24 protein-coding genes, 3 pseudogenes and 1 riboswitch are annotated in these 19,738 nt (G+C 38.0%); of the genes and pseudogenes, 12 read left to right on the plus strand and 15 right to left on the minus strand.

The features are described 5' to 3' along the window. Positions 1-11: 11 nt before the first annotated feature. The 3 genes from JCM13188_RS03050 to JCM13188_RS17720 are packed head-to-tail and all read right to left on the minus strand — an operon-like array spanning position 12 to position 1,660. Positions 12-707 (minus strand): aspartate/glutamate racemase family protein, encoded by a 696-nt coding sequence (locus JCM13188_RS03050; protein ID WP_054752042.1) that lies wholly within the window; start codon positions 705-707, stop codon positions 12-14. A 45-nt stretch (positions 708-752) separates the two neighbouring features. Next, a complete protein-coding gene (locus JCM13188_RS17715) occupies positions 753-1,133 on the minus strand; it encodes a hypothetical protein (protein ID WP_279401302.1) in 381 nt (126 codons plus the stop codon). A gap of 17 nt (positions 1,134-1,150) precedes the next feature. After that, complete coding sequence (locus JCM13188_RS17720) at positions 1,151-1,660, minus strand: cysteine hydrolase family protein (protein ID WP_279401303.1); 510 nt, start codon at positions 1,658-1,660, stop codon at positions 1,151-1,153. A 148-nt stretch (positions 1,661-1,808) separates the two neighbouring features. On the opposite strand from JCM13188_RS17720, the gene JCM13188_RS03060 reads away from it, so the two are divergent. The 3 genes from JCM13188_RS03060 to JCM13188_RS17730 are packed head-to-tail and all read left to right on the plus strand — an operon-like array spanning position 1,809 to position 2,802. Continuing rightward, positions 1,809-2,348, plus strand: coding sequence for a MerR family transcriptional regulator (locus JCM13188_RS03060; RefSeq protein ID WP_279401304.1), 540 nt, complete (start codon positions 1,809-1,811; stop codon positions 2,346-2,348). Further along, the gene (locus JCM13188_RS17725) at positions 2,303-2,575 is read left to right on the plus strand and encodes a TipAS antibiotic-recognition domain-containing protein (RefSeq protein WP_304609737.1); all 273 of its coding nucleotides are present in this window, start codon (positions 2,303-2,305) and stop codon (positions 2,573-2,575) included. The genes JCM13188_RS03060 and JCM13188_RS17725 overlap by 46 nt, the downstream gene beginning before the upstream one ends. Before the next feature lie 53 nt (positions 2,576-2,628). Continuing rightward, complete coding sequence (locus JCM13188_RS17730) at positions 2,629-2,802, plus strand: YfhD family protein (protein WP_279401305.1); 174 nt, start codon at positions 2,629-2,631, stop codon at positions 2,800-2,802. Here JCM13188_RS17730 and JCM13188_RS03065 read toward each other — a convergent pair. The 4 genes from JCM13188_RS03065 to copZ form a co-directional block, all read right to left on the minus strand. Continuing rightward, a complete protein-coding gene (locus tag JCM13188_RS03065) occupies positions 2,781-3,302 on the minus strand; it encodes a thioesterase family protein (RefSeq protein ID WP_054752043.1) in 522 nt (173 codons plus the stop codon). The genes JCM13188_RS17730 and JCM13188_RS03065 overlap by 22 nt on opposite strands. 66 nt (positions 3,303-3,368) lie before the next feature. After that, positions 3,369-5,789 (minus strand): heavy metal translocating P-type ATPase, encoded by a 2,421-nt coding sequence (locus tag JCM13188_RS03070; protein ID WP_054752045.1) that lies wholly within the window; start codon positions 5,787-5,789, stop codon positions 3,369-3,371. A gap of 13 nt (positions 5,790-5,802) precedes the next feature. Continuing rightward, positions 5,803-6,120, minus strand: coding sequence for a metal-sensing transcriptional repressor (locus tag JCM13188_RS03075; RefSeq protein WP_054752047.1), 318 nt, complete (start codon positions 6,118-6,120; stop codon positions 5,803-5,805). Between the two features lie 136 nt (positions 6,121-6,256). Then, positions 6,257-6,466 (minus strand): copper chaperone CopZ, encoded by a 210-nt coding sequence (copZ, locus tag JCM13188_RS03080; protein ID WP_054752049.1) that lies wholly within the window; start codon positions 6,464-6,466, stop codon positions 6,257-6,259. 201 nt (positions 6,467-6,667) lie between these two features. On the opposite strand from copZ, the gene JCM13188_RS03085 reads away from it, so the two are divergent. Both JCM13188_RS03085 and JCM13188_RS17735 read left to right on the plus strand, forming a co-directional pair. Then, entirely contained in the window at positions 6,668-7,042 is a 375-nt protein-coding gene (locus JCM13188_RS03085; protein WP_054752050.1) for a hypothetical protein, read from the plus strand. A gap of 186 nt (positions 7,043-7,228) precedes the next feature. Beyond that, the gene (locus tag JCM13188_RS17735) at positions 7,229-7,393 is read left to right on the plus strand and encodes a hypothetical protein (RefSeq protein WP_279401306.1); all 165 of its coding nucleotides are present in this window, start codon (positions 7,229-7,231) and stop codon (positions 7,391-7,393) included. 153 nt (positions 7,394-7,546) lie between these two features. Here the strand turns inward: JCM13188_RS17735 and JCM13188_RS03090 are convergent, their stop codons facing one another. The 6 genes and pseudogenes from JCM13188_RS03090 to JCM13188_RS03110 form a co-directional block, all read right to left on the minus strand. Continuing rightward, positions 7,547-8,191: a permease prefix domain 1-containing protein gene (locus tag JCM13188_RS03090; RefSeq protein WP_054752052.1), complete on the minus strand. Its 645-nt coding sequence runs from the start codon at positions 8,189-8,191 to the stop codon at positions 7,547-7,549. Further along, a pseudogene (locus JCM13188_RS03095) lies at positions 8,181-8,529 on the minus strand (PadR family transcriptional regulator). Before JCM13188_RS03095 ends, JCM13188_RS03090 begins: the two are co-directional and overlap by 11 nt. Before the next feature lie 189 nt (positions 8,530-8,718). Beyond that, the gene (locus JCM13188_RS17740) at positions 8,719-8,838 is read right to left on the minus strand and encodes a putative holin-like toxin (RefSeq protein WP_279401308.1); all 120 of its coding nucleotides are present in this window, start codon (positions 8,836-8,838) and stop codon (positions 8,719-8,721) included. Between the two features lie 160 nt (positions 8,839-8,998). Then, a complete protein-coding gene (locus JCM13188_RS03100) occupies positions 8,999-9,982 on the minus strand; it encodes a DUF5667 domain-containing protein (RefSeq protein ID WP_054752054.1) in 984 nt (327 codons plus the stop codon). A 50-nt stretch (positions 9,983-10,032) separates the two neighbouring features. Then, positions 10,033-10,296 carry a hypothetical protein gene (locus tag JCM13188_RS03105; protein WP_054752056.1) on the minus strand — a complete coding sequence of 88 codons (264 nt, stop codon included), beginning with the start codon at positions 10,294-10,296 and terminating at the stop codon, positions 10,033-10,035. Positions 10,297-10,610: 314 nt separating this feature from the next. Continuing rightward, positions 10,611-11,222, minus strand: a complete 612-nt coding sequence (locus tag JCM13188_RS03110) for an HD domain-containing protein (RefSeq protein ID WP_279401309.1) — start codon at positions 11,220-11,222, stop codon at positions 10,611-10,613. Positions 11,223-11,355: 133 nt separating this feature from the next. Then, positions 11,356-11,460: riboswitch (TPP riboswitch) on the plus strand. Between the two features lie 91 nt (positions 11,461-11,551). On the opposite strand from JCM13188_RS03110, the gene JCM13188_RS03115 reads away from it, so the two are divergent. The 5 genes and pseudogenes from JCM13188_RS03115 to JCM13188_RS03130 all read left to right on the plus strand — a co-directional run bounded on the left by JCM13188_RS03115 (position 11,552) and on the right by JCM13188_RS03130 (position 15,080). Next, entirely contained in the window at positions 11,552-12,139 is a 588-nt protein-coding gene (locus JCM13188_RS03115) for a YkoF family thiamine/hydroxymethylpyrimidine-binding protein (protein ID WP_054752059.1), read from the plus strand. Between the two features lie 14 nt (positions 12,140-12,153). Next, a pseudogene (locus JCM13188_RS03120) lies at positions 12,154-12,758 on the plus strand (ECF transporter S component). A gap of 72 nt (positions 12,759-12,830) precedes the next feature. Then, the gene (locus JCM13188_RS03125) at positions 12,831-14,318 is read left to right on the plus strand and encodes an ABC transporter ATP-binding protein (protein WP_279401310.1); all 1,488 of its coding nucleotides are present in this window, start codon (positions 12,831-12,833) and stop codon (positions 14,316-14,318) included. After that, positions 14,302-14,448 carry a hypothetical protein gene (locus JCM13188_RS17745; protein WP_279401311.1) on the plus strand — a complete coding sequence of 49 codons (147 nt, stop codon included), beginning with the start codon at positions 14,302-14,304 and terminating at the stop codon, positions 14,446-14,448. The genes JCM13188_RS03125 and JCM13188_RS17745 overlap by 17 nt, the downstream gene beginning before the upstream one ends. Then, the gene (locus tag JCM13188_RS03130) at positions 14,445-15,080 is read left to right on the plus strand and encodes an energy-coupling factor transporter transmembrane component T family protein (protein WP_279401312.1); all 636 of its coding nucleotides are present in this window, start codon (positions 14,445-14,447) and stop codon (positions 15,078-15,080) included. The genes JCM13188_RS17745 and JCM13188_RS03130 overlap by 4 nt, the downstream gene beginning before the upstream one ends. A gap of 308 nt (positions 15,081-15,388) precedes the next feature. Here the strand turns inward: JCM13188_RS03130 and JCM13188_RS03135 are convergent, their stop codons facing one another. Together JCM13188_RS03135 and JCM13188_RS03140 are read right to left on the minus strand one after the other, a co-directional pair. Next, entirely contained in the window at positions 15,389-15,736 is a 348-nt protein-coding gene (locus JCM13188_RS03135) for a nuclear transport factor 2 family protein (protein WP_054752061.1), read from the minus strand. A gap of 2 nt (positions 15,737-15,738) precedes the next feature. Then, entirely contained in the window at positions 15,739-16,701 is a 963-nt protein-coding gene (locus JCM13188_RS03140) for a threonine ammonia-lyase (RefSeq protein WP_054752064.1), read from the minus strand. Positions 16,702-16,896: 195 nt separating this feature from the next. Between JCM13188_RS03140 and qoxA the strand changes: the two genes are divergently transcribed. Next, positions 16,897-17,814 carry a cytochrome aa3 quinol oxidase subunit II gene (gene qoxA, locus JCM13188_RS03145; protein ID WP_054752067.1) on the plus strand — a complete coding sequence of 306 codons (918 nt, stop codon included), beginning with the start codon at positions 16,897-16,899 and terminating at the stop codon, positions 17,812-17,814. Beyond that, positions 17,804-19,738 (plus strand): annotated as a pseudogene (gene qoxB, locus JCM13188_RS03150) (cytochrome aa3 quinol oxidase subunit I). The gene qoxA and the pseudogene qoxB overlap by 11 nt, the downstream one beginning before the upstream one ends.

Consider the following 19,738-nt stretch of genomic DNA (forward strand, 5'->3'; position numbering starts at 1 on the left):
TCCTTAAACTCCTATTCATCTTTTAATGATTCTTTAGCCGCTTCAGTTGCATGGATTTTAGTTGTATCAAAAACAGGAACGCTCACGTCTTCTTCTTGAATTAACAATCCAATCTCAGTACAGCCAAGTATAACCCCTTCTGCTCCTTGGTCAACTAACTCTTGAATGACATCTAAATAATAAGCTTTAGACTCTCCATTTAGTTTCCCTTGAACAAGTTCATCAAATATAATGTCATTAATTTTCTCGCGTTGCTCTTCGTCAGGAGTAATCACTTCTAGGCCTTGCTCTTCAAGACGATTTTTATAGAAGGACTGCTCCATCGTATATTTAGTACCTAATAACGCTACTTTACGTACATCCTTCTCCCAGATTGCAAGCGCAGTAGCGTCTGCAATATGCAGAATCGGAATCGTAATACGTTCTTCTATGATTTCTACTACTTTGTGCATCGTATTAGTCGCTAAAATAATAAAATCTGCACCAGCTAACTCCAATGATCTTGCTGCATACCATAATGAATCTCCAGCTTTCCACCATTCGCCTTTTGATTGATTTTCTTCAATTTCCGCAAAATCTACACTATATAAAACGATTTGAGCAGAATGAAGACCACCTAATTCTTTATTAACTTTTTCATTTATTAATCGGTAATAAGTTACGGTCGATTCCCAACTCATTCCGCCAATTATACCTATTGTTTTCATAGTCTCACCTCTCTTCGACATTACCCGGGAAATAATCACATAAAACTACAACTTCAATTGTGTTGATTCGACAAGTTGAATATTGAACTTGTCAGATAATGCCTTCCATGCCTTTTTATTTTCTTCTTCAAATCCGGGAATGCAACTCATTCCATCTGTTAAAACAAAAATATTCTTTTTCCATTTTAAATCATTAGAGAAGTGCTCTGCAATTTGTCGAACTGACTCATATACACAATGAGATTCTGCTTCTCCAGCAATTATTAATTTATCAAATTGACCTAAATAATTAAGTAACTCATGATTAGTCTGATCGTTTTGACTATATTCTGGTTTAATAATACCGTACATTTCACTAAGGGAGTCTTGACCTTTAACAACCTTTTTGACATTCGTTTGACGTGCTATCGAATGAAAGTGAATCATTTTTGAAAATTGATTTTCTAAAGCAGCACCAGGTGTTCCCTCGATACAATGATAAGGCCAAATGCACAGATTTTTTGCCCTTTTTCTTCTAAATTTTTAACATATTCAATACTTGCTTCTTGTTTAATAACCGGTTTCCATTTATCTTCTTTTAAATCGTTCGTGGTAATAATTGTTAATGGTTCAGGGTGCTTCCCTTCAGGATCTACCCACCATGTAGGATGAAAGATTTGATGCAATCCATGAGTATCTAACGACACAGCAATATTAGTAATCCGTTCCATGTTGTTATATAAAAACCTAGTAATCCGTTCAACATCTTGATGTGCACCAGGTACACCTATCGCCCCTTCTTCCATAAAATCATTTTGAAGATCAATTCCTAAAAATAACACTCTTTCCCCATCTTCATTCGAAGGCTTTAATTGCTCATCTAGTGCTAACGAAACAACATCATTTACATTAATTTTTTCGTATGTACCAATCATTGCTGTGTTAACTATCTGGTTATAAGACGTATTGAGCATGTCATCCCCTCCCTATCATTTATTATATATGATAAATTTATAAGTTTCATTTTCAAGAGCTGACAATGAACCATCTTTTAAAATTAGCTAACAAATTCATTGACCCTAACGTAACGTAATAGTTTATATTAAAAACAGAGGTGATGTTATGTATTTGGTTAAAGAAGTTGCAAAGTTATCAGGAGTAAGTGTGCGCACACTACATCATTATGATCGTATTGGACTTTTAAAGCCTTCTAAAGTAGCTAAAAACGGTTATCGTTATTATGATGACGACAGCTTAAGAAAGCTTCAGCAAATACTATTTTTTAAAGAGCTGGATTTTTCACTGAATCAGATTAAGGAGATCATGATTAACCAAAACTTCGACCAACTTGAAGCATTAGAAAATCATAAAACTTTACTTAAAAAGAAGAAACGTCGCCTCGAACGGCTTCTAACAACAGTCGATGAAACCATTTACTCACTAAAGGAGGATCAAAAAATGAGTAAGAAGAAAATGTTTGAGAATTTTAGTATGGATGAGATTAATGCTCATCAAGAAAAGTACGCTAAAGAAACTGAAGAAAAATATGGTCACACAGATGCTTATAGACAGTCACAAAACGGACATCAGCCTATACTAAGCAAGATTGGAAAACCATTCAAGAGCGATCAGATAGTATTTACAAACGATTGGCTAACCTAATGGATGAACACACACCGAACGATGCAGAAGTTCAAACTGTTATAGGGGAGTGGCATTCATTGATTCATGACAACTTTTATGAATGTTCACCTGAAATGTTTAAAGGGTTAGGGGATATGTACGTTAGCGATCAACGTTTCACACGAAATATTGATCAGTACGGTGAAGGATTAGCTGAATTTATGCGGGATGCCATGCATATTTATAGCGATAATTTCCCTGAATGACGCATCACTTTTTAACACATACTAACCTTAATTCTTTGTAATGAGGTGATCGTATGGGTAAAGATGAACACAAAACAAAAAGCAAAAACCCAATGGCACAAACGCCTAAAAATCAGCTTCGCGCTGAAGATGTCGAGTTTTCTCAGTCAATGGCAGATCAAGAAGACTTAGAAGCACAAGCAAGAGCGCGAGAAGCTGAGCGACGTCAACAGAACCAGAAACGATAGAATTGAAACGCTTGGGATCTCTTCCAAGCGTTTCTACCTTTAATACCGATGACTCTCCCGATTTCCTTTGGCTTGTCTAACTCCTTATGTGTCATCCACGCTTCTTCAATCAAGTTTAAAAACTCTCCTGGAAAAGAAGCAGACTTACGGGTTTCTGAACTCACTCCGATTACCATTTGTTCACTCGTTGCAACAGGTGTACCATCTTCTTTTTTCATTCTAAAGAATACATGCATTCTTTTATGATCAAAATCAATTAATTGCCATTCCAATTGAACTTTTTCACCTAATAAGATTTCTTTTAAATAGCAAATATGAGTTTCTAAAGTAAAATATGTATAGTTATAATCATTTAATTTTTCTCTGGTAATCCCCATACTGAGCATCATCTGAAAACCTGCTTTACTAAACACTTTCGCATATTCTGCATCATTCATATGTCCATTATAATCAACCCAACCCTCTTGAACCTGAACTGTATAATTTAACGGGATTGCCATTCATATTCCTCCTATTTCGTTTTAGATGTAAAACATGCTTGCAGGCTCCACCTGCAAGCATGTTAATTATATTCTTTGTTTTTTCAATCGTAATGAGTTGGAAACTACGGAGACTGAACTAAATGCCATTGCTGCTCCAGCAACCCACGGTGCAAGTAAGCCTAATGCTGCAACTGGGATCCCCATACTATTGTAAAAGAGTGCCCAGAACAGGTTTTGTCTGATATTACGCATCGTTTTCTTACTTAATCTAACAGCTTGTGATATATTGGTTAAATCGCCGCCAACTAATGTTACGTCAGCTGCTTCTATGGCAACATCTGTCCCTGTACCAATTGCCATACCAATATCCGCTATAGCTAATGCTGGTGCATCATTTATCCCATCACCAACCATTGCCACTTTCTTTCCAGCATCCTGTAATTTTTTTACTTGGTCGGCTTTATGCTCTGGTAAAACTTCAGCGAATACATTTTCTTCAGAAATTCCAACTTCTCTAGCAACCGCCTTCGCTGTTCGAGTGTTATCTCCAGTCATCATATAGACTTCGATTCCGATTTCTTGGAGCTCTTCAATTGCTGCTTTTGAAGTAGGTTTAACTGTATCAGCTATTGCTATAACGAAACGTAACTCTCGATCAATCGCAGCTAAAACAGATGTTTTACCTTCTTTTTCAAACTCTTGTAGTTTCTCTTCGGCAAACTCTGTGTTAATTCCTTTTTCCATTAATAATTTTCTTGTACCTACTAGAACATCATGACCTTCCACACTTGCCTCAATTCCATGACCAGATACAGCTTCAAATGTAGCTGGATCTTGAACATCCACGTCTTGTTCTGTTGCATAGGCCATAACTGCTTCTGCAAGTGGATGCTCAGAACGCTTCTCAGCTGCGGCAACTAAAGCAAAATCATCCTCAGATCCGGAAACAGTCATAACGTTCGTTACACGCGGTTTACCTTCTGTGATTGTACCTGTTTTATCTAATAAAACGGCTTCAATGGCTTGGGTCCCTTCTAAATATTCTCCGCCTTTAAAGAGAATCCCTTTTTCAGCACCCCGTCCTGAACCAACCATAATCGATGTTGGTGTTGCAAGTCCCAACGCGCAAGGGCAAGCAATGACTAATACTGCTATAGACGCTTCTAGTGCTGATGACCAAACGCCTGGGTCCACAATCAAGAACCAGACTAAAAATGTTATAACGGCTATGCCTACGACTATAGGAACAAAGATTCCTGAAATTTTATCAGCCATTCTTTGAATTGGAGCTTTTGATCCTTGCGCATCTTCCACAATTTTAATGATGCCAGCAAGTGCCGTATCTTTACCGACTTTCTTAGCAATCATGGTAATAGTACCATTTTTATTAATCGTCGAACCAATAACTGGATCTTCCTGGCTTTTATCAACAGGAATCGATTCACCTGTAATCATTGATTCATCAATAGAAGTAGAACCTTCGATTACTTCACCATCAACTGGAATTTTTTCACCTGGTTTAACGATGATGTAATCACCGACTTTTACTTGTTCTACTGGGATACGTTCCTCTTTACCATCTCTAAGGACTGTTGCTTCTTTAGCCTGTAGCTTTAATAAATTGGTAATAGCTGCTGTCGTTCGTCCTTTGGCGAGTGCTTCAAAATATTTACCTAATATGATGAGTGTGATTAAAATCGCACTGGTTTCAAAATACAATTCCGCGTGTTCAATTGTACCCGTTTGCCATAACAACGTTTGAACCACGCTGTATAGATACGCTGCGGATGTACCTAATGCGACTAATACGTCCATGTTGGCACTTTTATTAACGAGCGCTCTATAAGCACCAGTATAAAATGGCCATCCAACGTAAAATTGAACAATCGTCGCTAATACGAACTGCGTCCATGGGTATTCAATAAAAGCTGGTGCTGAAAACCCTAAATCAATCGGCATATGACCTAGCATCGTTAATAATAATGGGAAAGATAAAATCGCAGAGAAAATAAAAAGGTTTTTCTTCTCTCTAATTTCTTTCTCTTTGTGTGACTCCTTTTCTTCATTATCTTGTTTAACGACGGCTTCATATCCTAGTTTCTTTACTTTCTCGATCACATCGTCAGTCGATACCACACCAGGGGTATACTCAACTGTTCCGGACTCAGTGGCTAAATTAATATTAGCTTGAGAGATTCCTTCCATTTTAGAAAGGCCCTTTTCGATTCGTGTTGAGCAAGCCGCGCATGTCATCCCTCTAATATCGAGTTCAATTTTTTCTTCTTGCACGCCATACCCTAGTTTTTGAATGCGTTCAATGACGTCGTGAACACTTGCTTGGTTCTCATCAAATGAGACCGATGCCTTTTCCATCGATAAATTTACGTTCGCATCGACCCCATCCATTTTATTTAGAACTTTTTCAATTCTAGTCGAACAGGCTGAACAAGTCATGCCCGTTATATCTAATTGGGTTTGTTTTTGATCTTTCTCATCTAGTGCCATCTGATTCACTCCCTTACTTAGAATACTGTTTGATCACTTTCATCAGTTCATCCATGTATTCATCTCCGTTACCTTCCTTAACTGCGTTCGTCACACACATCTTCGCATGACGTTCGAGCATTTGGTAACCTACTTTATCCAGGGCAGCTTGAACGGCTGAAATCTGAACTAATACATCGACACAATAGCGATCTTCTTCAACCATTTTTTGAAGCCCTCTTACCTGACCCTCTATTCTTTTTAAACGGTTGCTAATACCCTCTTTTTCTGAATTCGTACGAGGAACAACCGGTTCATCTTGATTAACTATTTTTACGTCTTTTTGATCCATTTATTTTCACCTCTTAGTTATATACTATACCCCCCTAATGCATATTGTCAACAAAAGGGGTGATTTATTTTATTAACTTCTGATACAAGAAATTGGTTTATAAAAGAACCCCGCTCATATTGAACGGGGAACCTATTTAAGCTACGACATCGTAACCTTGTTCATCAATAGCTTCTTTCATCTGATCCACAGAAACTTTTGAGTCGTCAAACTTAACATCAACTTTCCCTTCACCTAAGTTAACGTTAACTTCTGATACACCATCTAATTCTTTTAAAGCACCTTCAACTGAAGATACACAATGGCCACAAGACATACCTTGTACTGTAAGTGTTAATTCTTTCATAGTATAACCCCTTTCTTGTATTTTCTGACTTCAATATATCATACCCCCGAAAGGTATTCAATGTTAGTGCTCAATAATCTCAATAATTCTTTAACTAATATATAGCTTACTTACATGATACCCCCTCAAAGTATTTTTATCATAAACTTAAAGACAAGCGTATATCTTATTAGAGTAAATGAAATTTAAGGAGGCTCACCTATGAGCGTGGTCATTTTTTCTAGTGCAATTATATTAATTAATTTGTTGATCATCATATTTTTTATTCATCCATCAGGCAAACAAATGGAATCTATGATCACAACGATGGTACTGACTTCGTCCAATGGGTTAACCATCGGATTTCTTGTATGGGTTTGGTTCGGTGGACAAGCATTAGTGGCTACATTAATCGCCATAGTGCTATCCGCATTAGTTGGCATGGGGGTCGGGATGAGGTTTGGAGTAAAGTGCCAGATTGAGGGCTTTTTCTCTGGCTTAATGGCATCGATGATGGGGATCATGCTCATTATGATGTTTGAACAGCACGATGGTCTATTCTTACTCATGATTGGGTTAGCTTTTTGGTGGGAATAACTGTTTTTTCTATTGCCAAGCAGTACGAGTTAAAATATTCTTATTTAATCTTACTATGTGTTTTAGTTACGACGATATTTTTTATTTCCTAATGATGAAATTCACCAGCATATCCCTAATCAACACGAGCATCATGGTCAAGATATTTAAAATTTGCTAGTATAGACATAGGAGGAGGGACTGAGCATGGGTGGTTTTTCATTTATAGGATTAATTATAACTTTAATACCTATTGTACTCACAATATTGGTCATCATATGGATTTTACAGATTAGAGATTATAATCATAAACAAGTGGAACAAAACAAACGGATTATTGAATTACTTGATAAGAAAAATGATTATACATAGAGTAAAGGCTTCCAGCAAATTTGGAAGCCTTTTTATATTTATAGGACAATATTTTGAATTTCTGAGACATGAGTTTTGTCGAAAACGTATTCAACACGTTTTATGAGACATTGAAGCCATTTTATAGGACATTGAGTTCAAAATATTGAGACATTACTTCGTACGATTGAATTTTGTCGTTAACAATAACGTAACTAATAAACCAATCCCGATTACAAGAAAAATGGTGCTTGATGAGAATGCGATAAACATTTCACCAGTTGCAAGTCCTGACGTAACACCAACAAAAGCCCCGAATAGTAAAATTCCTACGGCTAATGCATATAACACAGCACGAACTTGGTTCATCGCATACTTCTTGTCTGTCTCTCTCGCAAGTATACTATAGGTTAAAATCGCACCGCCAATAACTATAAAAATACTTGTTCCTGATTTAGCTGGCCCTGGTACATCCATGAAGTTCATACTAACAGTCATGAGTAGACCAAATAAAATTAACATCACACTTATGACAATCCCACCTGTAGAAATTCGATTTGTCATCGAACTGTACACCTCTCCTTTTGCTTCTTCTTTTCCTGCTTCACGCATATCATCGACTAAGCCACTTAAATCACCCATTGATACCTTTGCTTCTCTAAAAGCTTCTTCATCCGACAAGCCTTGTTTTTGATAGTCCTTAATTCGTTCATGCATATTAGTTATAAGTTCTTGTTTCAGATCAAATAATTGCTGACTCTTACCAACATCTTTAAATAAATCATCAATATATTTTCTAACTTCTTCATTAAGATTCATTGGAATCCCCTCCTGTTATTAGTTGATCTAACACATCTTTGGCAAAAACCATTCTTCTTTGTTTTGTTCATATTTTTTAAGCCATCGTCAGTTATTCGGTAATATTTACGGCGTCCGCCTTGAGTTTCGTCACCCCAATAAGACGTAATTAAACCATCTTTTTGTAAACGCCTAAAAGCTGTATACAGTGTTGCTTCCTTTAACTCATATTGATTTTGACTTAGCTCAATAATCTTCTTGTATATTTCATAGCCATAACTATCACCTTGTCTTAAGATGTTTAAGATAATTGTGACCGTATGACCACGAATCAAGTCTGTTGATATGTTTGAACTCATTTTACTTCGCCTCCTGAACTATATCATAATACATATTACTATTTGTGTCAAAGTAATATGTTAAACATGTTTAATTTTTTTTCATAAGTGGTTATAATATAAATAACAGATTCGTATAAAATAAAATAACCGTTGGTGCAAGCACACCAACGGCTACGTACAATAGCCCTTCAATGGGGCGGCTCGCTTTTAGAATCGTAACGACCCTAACGCTGACCAGGCACATGGGTGGTTACTTTTTTCTGACAGTATTAACGCCACCAATGATCCAAACGCTAGCATGATCATCATGGCTTCATACACCGTCATAGGCATCACCCCCTCCACGTAAGAATAGGGGCGAGCCACCACCCTAAAAGCCTTATTGTACATTAACAACATTGACTAAAAATTAACTATACATACTGGACCTCTTTACCTATTTTTCACATAAAAAACCCCACTAGATAATCTAGCAGGGTTAATATCATTAATCTTCTTCACGGTCGTCATCTTCGCCATCTTCTTCGTCATCATCATTATCTTCGTCTTTATCTTCTTTGTCTTCTTCATCGTGATCGTCTTCGCGTTCTGCTTCTTCACGATCATCCTCATCGTCACGGTCTTCTTTTTCATCTAGATCTTCTATCTTTTCTTCCAATTTTTCTAAAGCCTTCTCAGCTTTCTCTTCAGCTTTAGATTTAGCTTTTTCTGTTTTCCATTCTAATTTACTTAGAATCTTTTCAATTTTACGCTCGGCTTTATCGATTTTTTCTTCTGCTTTTTCTTCACTTTCAGCCTTAGCTAATTCACGCTCTAATTCAGCGATAACTTTAGCTAGCTCACGATCTGCCTCTTCTTTTGCCTTATCTAACTTTTTAGTTGCTTGTTCTTTTTCTTTCGCTAACTTACGTTCAGTTTCCTTAACTTTCTTTTCTGCTTCGTCTTTACTTTCATGTTTTTCTTTTTCTTCATCTTCTTCTACAGGTTCATCAGTTGTATCCTCTTCACTTGTACTTTCTTCTTCTGTTGTATCATCGTCGTGTTGTACTAGAACCTGTTCTAATTCGTCTTTAGTTTCCTGAGATAACTCTTCATGATTTATAAGTTCTTCAAGACTAATTGCTTGCTGTTCTTTATTTTTTTCCACCGTTTCTTCTACTTCTGTAACGTCTTCACCTTCAGCCTTTGCCGCCTCAAGGTTTTTCTTAATTTCTTCTAAATGCTGCTCATATTCTTTAAATAGCTCATCAACTTCTTCTTGGCTATCCATTTCAATAAGTTCTTTAATTTCTGCTAACCTTTCTTCTGCAAACCCATCCTGAAGCAAAGCCTTAATTGTTTTGTCCTCAGTCAATTCATACTCAGCTTGTTCCATAAAGCGACTCATATGGTAGACTTCTGAATCTGGACTAACATAAGACTGATCTTCTGTTGGATTCTCTTCTGCCTGAACAGCCCCTCCAATTAACAATGTACTCGTTATTAGAGCAAATAAAACTTTTTCAATTTCCTCATCCCTTCCTAATTTTTTAATTTAACTGCTGATTGGAATTCTTTAATGGTGTCACTAAGTTCATCAAACTGATTCTTATTAGCTAAGAAAGAAAGTACCAACGTCTGCTGACCATTTTGTTTAAGATAAACTTCTGTTTTAATGCTTTCTTTATTTTTCGATTGGTAGGAAAAGTAATCTTCCTCTTCCTCAATCACTTCTACATCTCCCGCACCTGCAATCAGTTCATCTTTAATTTGATTAAAACTTTTTTGTGTATCAAATATTGTCACAATTGCTTTTATGTGTTGGTGATTGAAACTGACTGTTAAAGGGTTCTTTTCTTCTTTTCCTACTGACCAACCAGAAGTATCTTTAACTATAAGTGCACCATTTTCATATAAGACTTTACTAGAATTGTCTTTTTCTACCTGCTCTTCTTTGTTATCTTGAGGCTCATCCTTTTTTCTTCAGCATCAGCCCCACAACCAGATAGAACAATCAATCCAGTAATCAAAAATAAATCCACTTGTTACGCATTTATGTACCTCTCCCTCAATCAAACTACTCATACATTTCGGGATTCTTCAAAATTTGTGTGGGCTTTTTACTTTTTTCCACTCCATTCGTCGAAAAATTCTGCTAAAAATTGTTTCATCATGTTATGTCGTTCTTTTGCGATATTATACCCCGTTCTAGTATTCATAAGGTCTTTTAATTTTAGGAGTTTTTCATAAAAATGATTGATGGCAGTTCCATCACGTTTGCTATATTCTTCTTTAGTCATACCTTCCCGAGGTTCCACATCAGGGTGATGTATTAGATTGCCCTTTGAACCCGCATAAGTAAAACAACGAGCAATTCCAATAGCTCCAATCGCGTCTAGACGGTCAGCATCCTGAACTACTTTGGCTTCTAAACTAGTTAGCTTAGGGCCTTGGCCACCTTTATATGAAATGGTCTTAATAATGTATAAAATATGCTCTTGCTGTAGTTGAGGAATTTTAAGATCATCTAACCAATTTTTAACACGTTTGAGGCCAGCTTCTTCAGATTCGTTTAGTTTCTCATCAGCTAGGTCATGAAGAAGTGCAGACATTGTACAAATGAATGGATCAGCATTTTCTTCATCTGCTATTCGATTGGCCAAGTTAGTTACACGCTCAATGTGCCACCAATCGTGACCAGTACCCTCGTTTTCCAGTTCTTTTTTTAACAAAATCTCTCGTAAGATTTATAGGGTCCATAAGTAACCCCTCCTTTAACTGTACTTTAAATACTAAATAAATTTTTTAACTTTACAAATTATTTTTACATGTTATATTTTTAAGTGTAAGAAAACTGCATAACCGAATCAACACTAGGGGAGCTACAAGCAAGTGGCTGAGAGGGCAATCGCCCGACCCTTAAAACCCGATCTAGATAATACTAGCGTGGGGAAGTGTAGGAGACTGTCTGAAGTACAGGTGAATTTTCGTACAGGTCAACTGCATTCCCACGGGAGTGCAGTTTTTTTAATTTATAAAAAATTATAGGGAGGAGATTTTCATGACAAATCAATGTGGAACAAGTCGTATTGCGGGATGCCAGTTCACCCTTTATCCGATGAGCGACCAATTTGTCGACATTATTTTATCGGCGTTAGAAGAAGTCGATACATCAAAAGTCTGGAAAGATACAGACGATGTGAGTACGTGTATTCGCGGAAAAATAGTTCACATTTTTGATGTGACAGAGGCCATTTTCCTACACGCAGCAAAAACAGGTGAACATGTTGCCATGAGTGGTACGTTCTCGATTGGCTGCCCAGGGGATTCACCTGGAGATGTTTATATGGATGAGACGAATGAACCACAGAACCAAGCAAACATCCAAGAGCTAGAGCAAAAGGCTGGATGTAAGTTTTCGCTATACCCAATGGGGCGAGAAGATTACATGGAACAAATTATGAATCAAATCGATTTGTCAAAAGAGCGTGATGTTAAAGTGAGCGCATCACACTATGCCACTCGTTTAGATGGTGATGTTAAAAATATCTTTAAAACGTTACGCGAATCTTTTAACCAAGTTCAACAAGAAGTTTCACACGTGACTATGACATTTACGATATCGGCTAATAGCCCATCAAACAATTAAAGGAGAGGTGAACCATGAATCAATGGAAACTTAAAGAGATTGTTTTAATGTCGATTTTAGGTGTTGTTTTGGGTTTATTTATTTAGCATTCTTTGGTGTTGGAAAAGTTCTATATGGCTTTTTTGCCCCGTTCGGACTTGCTGATATGGGTTATGAAATCATTTATGGCATTTGGTTTATTGTTTCAGTCATCGCCGCTTACATTATAAGAAAGCCTGGTGCGGCGTTTTTAGCTGAAATGGTTGCAGCATTAGTTGAAGTCCTAGCAGGGTCAACGACTGGACCTCAGTTATTAATCTCTGGTGCCATACAAGGTTTGGGGGCAGAGTTAGCATTCGCAGCGACAAGGTGGAAAGATTATCGCCTGCACATTTTAATGTTATCTGGTGTGGGTGCAGCTTGTTTAAGCTTTCCGTACCACTTCTTCGCAGGCGGGTTTGATGCTTATGAGAACTGGGTTGTAACCTTATTATTTGTCACTCGAATCATAAGCGCCATCATCATCACTGGCCTCTTAGGTAAATTCATTAGTGATCAGCTTGCGAAAACAGGTGTCCTTCAAGGCTACGCGTTAGGAAAAGAGATCAAGAAGCGAAAACGTGATGATCATGTCGCATAGCCCACTAATTACGCTCAAGAACTTCAGCTTCTCTTTTGAAGGACAAGAAAACCAGTAATCAATAACCTTAGTTTGACCATTAATGAAGGTGATTCGATTTTATTAATAGGCGCAAGCGGTTCAGGTAAAAGTACGCTCGCGTTATGTTTAAATGGGTTATATCCTGATACTGTCGAGGGGTATGCTTCAGGCGATCTATATTTTCAAGAGACTCATCTTGATAAATTTAAAAAAGGGGAATTGAACCAACGAATAGGAATTGTGTTCCAAGACCCCGAAAGTCAATTTTGCATGATAAAAGTTGAAGATGAACTTGCTTTTACGTTAGAAAATTTATCAGTACCTCGAAACCAAATGATTCAAAAAATAGATGAAGTGCTTGAGCTTATAGGAATGACGGAATATAAACACAGTAACATCCATGAGTTATCTGGCGGGCAAAAGCAAAAAATTGCCTTAGCTGCCGTCTTATTAATGAAACCTGAACTATTAATTTTAGATGAACCAACGGCGAATCTCGACCCTGTTTCTAGTCTGGAGTTCGTAGGCTTAATCGGTGAACTCCAACAACAAATTAATATGAGCATTCTTGTTATTGAGCACCAAGCTGATGACTGGATTGACCTTATGAACCGAGTGATGGTTCTCAACCATAATGGTGAATTGATGGTAGACGATGAGCCTCAAAAAGTTTTTCGTGACTATATCACAACGTTAAAAGAAGAAGGATTATTTTTACCTAAAACATCCGATGATCTCTTTAATCAGAAACCACCGACTTCGTTTGTGCCAAATACACAGCCATGCCTATCAGTAAATGACTTGTCGTTCTTTAGAAAAAAGAAAAAGGTTCTAAATGGAATATCTTTTGACATTCGCTGCGGAGAACTTGTCGCCATCGTTGGTGAGAACGGGGCCGGGAAATCAACCTTACTTCAGTTAATGGCGAGACTGCTCAAGCCTGAGCGAGGCGATATGACGTTCTTAGATCTACCATTAGAAAACTGGAATGAAAGCGAACTTAGAAAACGAACGGGATTCGTTTTTCAAAATCCTGAGCATCAGTTCATCGCCGATACAGTCTATGATGAGTTAGCTTTCGGCATGAGGTTAAATGGGTTGTCTGAGAATAAAATTAAACATGTCGTTAACCGGTTATTAGAAACGTTTCAGCTAACAGATCATAAGTTTAGCAATCCTTTCTCTTTAAGTGGTGGTCAGAAACGTCGCTTAAGTGTTGCAACGATGTTAGATGAAAACCCTGATTTACTATTATTTGATGAACCAACGTTTGGTCAAGATGCATCGACTACACTTGAACTGATGAAACTAATCACTCAATTAAAACGGCAAGGAACTGCCGTTACAATGGTTACTCATGACATGGAGTTAGTAGACCAATATGCTGATCGGGTCATTGTGTTAGATCAAGGTGAGATTGCATTGGACGGTAAGCCTAATGACTTATGGAAGAATGATAACCTTCTAAAACAAGCCCGATTACGCAAGCCTTACCGGATCGAACGAAGCGAGGTGGTTACAATTGGTATCAACCATTAACCCAAGTATTAAAATCATTGCAATTGTGATCCCAGGACTCGTGCTTAGTTTAGCTTTTGATATATTAACACCACTTGTATTTTTGGTGTTTTTATTAGTAGTGACATTTCTGTTTTCAGGAATAATTTGAAGAAGTGGTTTATGTTCTTCATACCCTTATCCTTGTTCTCTCTTGGATTAGCTTGGACATCGATGCTTCATACAGATGAAAAATATGCTGGAGGCGAGCTTCTAGTTCATTTTTGGTGGATTGAGATTACGACTGGCAGTTTACAAGTAGGGATTAGTCTGGCTTTAAGGTCGATGTGTTTCATTGCACTAACATTACTATTTGCATTAACAACCGACGCAACTAAACTAATGTTAAGTTTGATGCAACAATTGAAACTTCCACCCAAATTAACTTACGGGATATTGGCGGGATACAGATTTTTACCATTGTTTAAACATGAACTAGACCTGTTACGTCAAGCACATCAAGTTAGAGGTGTCAGTCGTACTAAAGGGGTAAAAGGACGTGTTCAGCGGCTTAAACGCTATATGATCCCGCTACTGGCTAACGCCATTCGAAAATCGGAACGTGTCGCCAATGCAATGGAATCAAAAGGTTTTACCGGCAGCCGAAACCGAACACATTATCATGATATAAGAGTTCAGAAACGAGATTGGGTGTTCCTTGCATCCATGGTCAGTGCACTAGCTCTAGCATTCTATCTTTCTTACACGTTAGGTTATCTAAATATATTTGGAAGAACCTTTTAAATGAAAAAAACGCGTCCGCGGACGCGTTTTTCCTTTTGATATCGGTCAGTTTTTGACTTATATCGGTCGGTTTTTGGATTTTATCGTTCAGTTCTTCAAAAATATCGGTCACTTTTTTGATTTTATCAGTCGGTTTTCTAAAAATATCAGTCAGTTTTTAAAATTTATCGGCCACTTTCTAAAGTCGACTTGCGTGCGACGACAGCCCAATGATAAGGTCCCGTCTGCACCCAACGAATGCTCTTAAAGTTAACGTTCCTAAGCATAGAATCTAGTTCACCAACTATTGGATAATCTTCTGTTGAGTACTAATTTGTCATCGTCCCTTGATGAAAAAACATCTGCCACTTGCCGTTGCATTGTCGCCAAATTGAGCTTCTTAATGAGTACTGCTCCGTCTGTTCATTAAATACTTTATAGGTTACATGTGCAACGTCATCTGCCAGTTGAGTCATGTCAAAGTTAGACAATTGATAGACAACATTTCTCTCGTGACTTTCTCCTTTAAATGCTGCTAATTGGTCTTCTTTATTATAAGTATTCCCTGACGACCCATATTCAAAAAAGTCATCAGCCAACAGGTCTTCAAAGTCTTCTTTTCGTTTTAATAATAACTGCTCTTCTAACCCTTTCAGATGATTTTCCAATTTTTCCATAGCTACTCCCCCACTACATTTATTAGATCACTAAGTTTATTTAAATCAACGTTACCTCCTGAACTAATACACACTACTTTATCCTTCTGCAAACCTAAATCACGATATAGCGCTACCGCTACGGTCGTTGCACTTGATGGTTCAATAATTTGTTTAATCCGCTCCATGACAAAGCGAATGGCATAACGAATTTCTTCTTCACTGACCAACACAAGGTCATCAAGGTATTTTTGCAGAATGGGAAATGTTAAGTCACCAGGTTGAGTTGTTCTTAATCCGTCCGCAATCGTTTGATCTGTTCCGTCGGCAGGTGTGACCACGCCTTTTTCCAAAGAAACTTGCGTATCGTTTCCAAGTTCAGGTTCAACCCCGATCACTCGAACACTAGGTTTCTTCTCTTTTATAGCTGTTAAGACACCTGAGCTTAATCCGCCTCCTCCAACAGGAACAATAACCGTATCAACTTCTTCTACTTGTTCTAAAATTTCTAATCCAACTGTGCCTTGACCTGCTATGATGTCAGGGTGATCATAGGGTGGTATAAACACTCCATCTAACTCCGTTGCAAGTTCCTTAGCCCGAGGAATTCTCTCGGCCGAGGTTGTTCCGCAGTATTCAATTGATCCATTATATTGTTTAATCGCGCTGACTTTACTTTCGCTCGCATCTGTCGGTACAACGATAGTTGCAGGAATTTCGAGTTGATTAGCAATGTAGGCAACAGCCTGACCATGATTGCCTGATGAAGCAGCTGTCACAAACTTAGCACCTTCTTCTTTTGCCTGAATAACCCGATTCGTTGCCCCTCGAATTTTAAAAGAACCCGTCGTCTGTAAATGCTCTGACTTAATAAATACTTGTGCGCCAACTTTTTCGGATAACTGACGTGATTTTAAAATGGGGGTTGTTTTAACTGTATCTACAATTCTACCTCGTGCTCTCAAAACATCCTCTAATTGAACCATCAACAGCACTCCCTACTTTTGAGTTAGTTTATAGTTTCCCTTTTTGAACATATTATGTCAACACTTCAACAAATCTGTGATGAAAGTCTTACAAAAGAGTTAACTCGGTTCAAATGTGGTATATGGTCTATATACAATAAAAGTGGAGCTTAAACATGAAGGTATGGAGTGATTGCTCATGATATATAAAAATTATTGTATTTAATATTGATTGGAGGATTTTTCCTTCTTCTGACTGGTTGTAGCGAGTTAACAGTATTAGACCCTAAAGGTCCAGTTGGTCAAAACCAAAAAGACCTTATCGTTTATTCCCTTTGGTTTATGTTAGGAATTGTCGTAGTGGTCTTTGTTTTATTTGGATTTATGGTTATTAAATATCGTGATCGACCTGGTCGTGGCGACAAAGATTATAATCCAGAAATTCACGGGAATTTAAAAATTGAAATACTTTGGACAGCAATCCCGTTAATTATTGTGACGTTACTGTCCATACCAACTGTTGAGACATTATTTGATTTAGAAAAGCCACCTAAGTCATCAAGTGAACAAGAACCGCTTGTGATTCATGCGACATCAGCAGATTGGAAATGGTTCTTTAGTTATCCGGAACAAAATATCGAAACAGTCAATTATTTACACATACCAACTGACCGTGCAATCGAATTCCGACTAACTTCAGCGGATTCGATGGCTGCTTTATGGATCCCGGCCCTTGGTGGTCAAAAATATAATATGGCTGGTATGCAGACTGTTCTATACCTTCAAGCAGATGAAGTAGGCGTATACGATGGGCGAAACTCCAATTTTAATGGTGAGGGTTTCTCTCTTCAGACCTTCAAAGTACACGCTGAACCTGAAGAAGAGTTTAACAATTGGGTTAGTCAGATACAGAATGAAAAGCCTAAATTAACACAGGAGCAATATAATCAACTATTAAAACCGGGAATTACTGGAGAAATGGCTTTTTCTAATACCCACCTAGATTGGGTTGATCATAGCACAATGATGAATAGTGATTATTCAATCAATCGACATTTAGGTGCTTATGACAAACACCTTCATATTAAAAGTTTAACTGAATACGAGGAAGAAGGTGACGATGATGAGTCTTGATGAATTTTTCGTAACAGGTGAGCCATTAATCTATGCAGGCATGGTCGCTATAGTATTAGTGACTAGCGCCATTATCTTTCTACTAACCTATTTTAAAAGATGGGGCTGGTTATGGAGAGAATGGCTCACAACGGTTGATCATAAGAAAATTGGGATTATGTATATCTTAAGTGCACTTGCCATGCTGTTTCGCGGTGGTGTTGACGCCCTGATGATGCGCGTACAGCTGGCTTTTCCTGATTTAAACTTTCTAAACACTCAGCACTATAATGAGATTTTCACTACGCATGGAACGGTTATGATTATATTCATGCTATGCCGTTTTTAATTGGCTTAATGAATATTATTGTCCCACTACAAATCGGTGCGCGAGACTTCGCCTTTCCTTATGTGAACGCACTTAGTTTTTGGTCGTTCTTTTTCGGGGCGTTACTCTTTAATATTTCGTTCGTCATTGGCGGGTCACCTGATGCAGGTTGGACCAGTTATACACCACTAGCTGGAGCAGCCATGAGTCCTGGTCCAGGGCAAAACTTCTATTTACTAGGTTTACAACTATCTGGGATTGGTACTCTTGCTACCGGAATCAACTTAATGGTTACGATTCTAAAAATGCGAGCACCTGGAATGAAGTTATTCCAAATGCCGATCTTTACTTGGTCGACATTAGTCACAACATTTATTATCATATTTGCATTTCCGATTTTGACGGTCGCTTTAGCTCTAATGACGATTGACCGAATCTTTGGTTCACAGTTCTTTACATTATCAGGTGAAGGACTGCCAATGATGTGGGCAAACCTCTTCTGGATGTGGGGGCACCCTGAGGTCTATATCGTTATTTTACCAGCGTTCGGAATTTTCTCTGAAGTTATTGCGACATTTGCGAAGAAGCAGTTATTTGGTTATAAAGCAATGGTCTGGTCCATGATTTTAATTGCTGGACTTAGTTTCTTAGTATGGGTTCACCACTTCTTTACGATGGGGGGCTGGAGCCTTTGTCAACTCCGTGTTCTCAGTTTCAACAATGCTGATTGCTGTGCCAACTGGGGTTAAGATCTTTAACTGGCTTGGGACACTCTATAAATCTAAGATTCAGTTTACAACGCCAATGCTTTGGGCATTAGCCTTTATACCAAGCTTCGTCATTGGGGGTGTCACCGGCGTCATGCTCGGTATGGCAGCTGCTGACTACCAGTTTCATAATTCTTATTTCTTAATAGCACACTTCCACTATGTTTTAATTGCCGGAACCGTGTTTGCTTGTTTTGCTGGACTTGAATACTGGTATCCAAAAATGTTTAATCATAAACTGAATGAGAAATTTGGTAAGCTAAGTTTCTGGTTGTTTGTTATCGGCTTCCACGTTACCTTCTTCCCTCAGTATTTCTTAGGGCTAGATGGTATGCCGCGCCGGATCTTTGACACGGGGCCTGAATGGTTCACGTTAAACTTTATTTCGACCATTGGTGCATTTGGAATGGGATTAGGATTTGCCATTTTTGTCTTTAACATTTACTACAGTTATCGAAATAGTAAACGTGAAACGACTGGTGATTCTTGGGATGGTCGTACACTCGAATGGGCTACACCAACGCCTGTTCCACATTACAACTTTGCCACGGTGCCAACGATAAGCAGTCTAGATGCATTTACAGAAATGAAGAAACGAAATGAATCAACCTATGATGAATCGAAACTTGAGCCGATTCACATGCCGAATAACACTGGTCAGCCAATTATTATGATGGCTCTACTATTTATGTCCAGCTTTGCATTAGTTTTTGAATGGATTACGCTAGCTATTATTTTCTTAGTGGGCGTACTTGTCATGATGGTAGTAAGATCCTTTGATGACGATGACGGTCATCACGTTGAAGTCGACGAAATCAAAGAAACTGAACGTCAATTGAGGGGGTTATAA

It is taken from the genome of Piscibacillus salipiscarius JCM 13188 (assembly GCF_001311865.1).
Taxonomy (GTDB): domain Bacteria; phylum Bacillota; class Bacilli; order Bacillales; family Alkalibacillaceae; genus Piscibacillus; species Piscibacillus salipiscarius.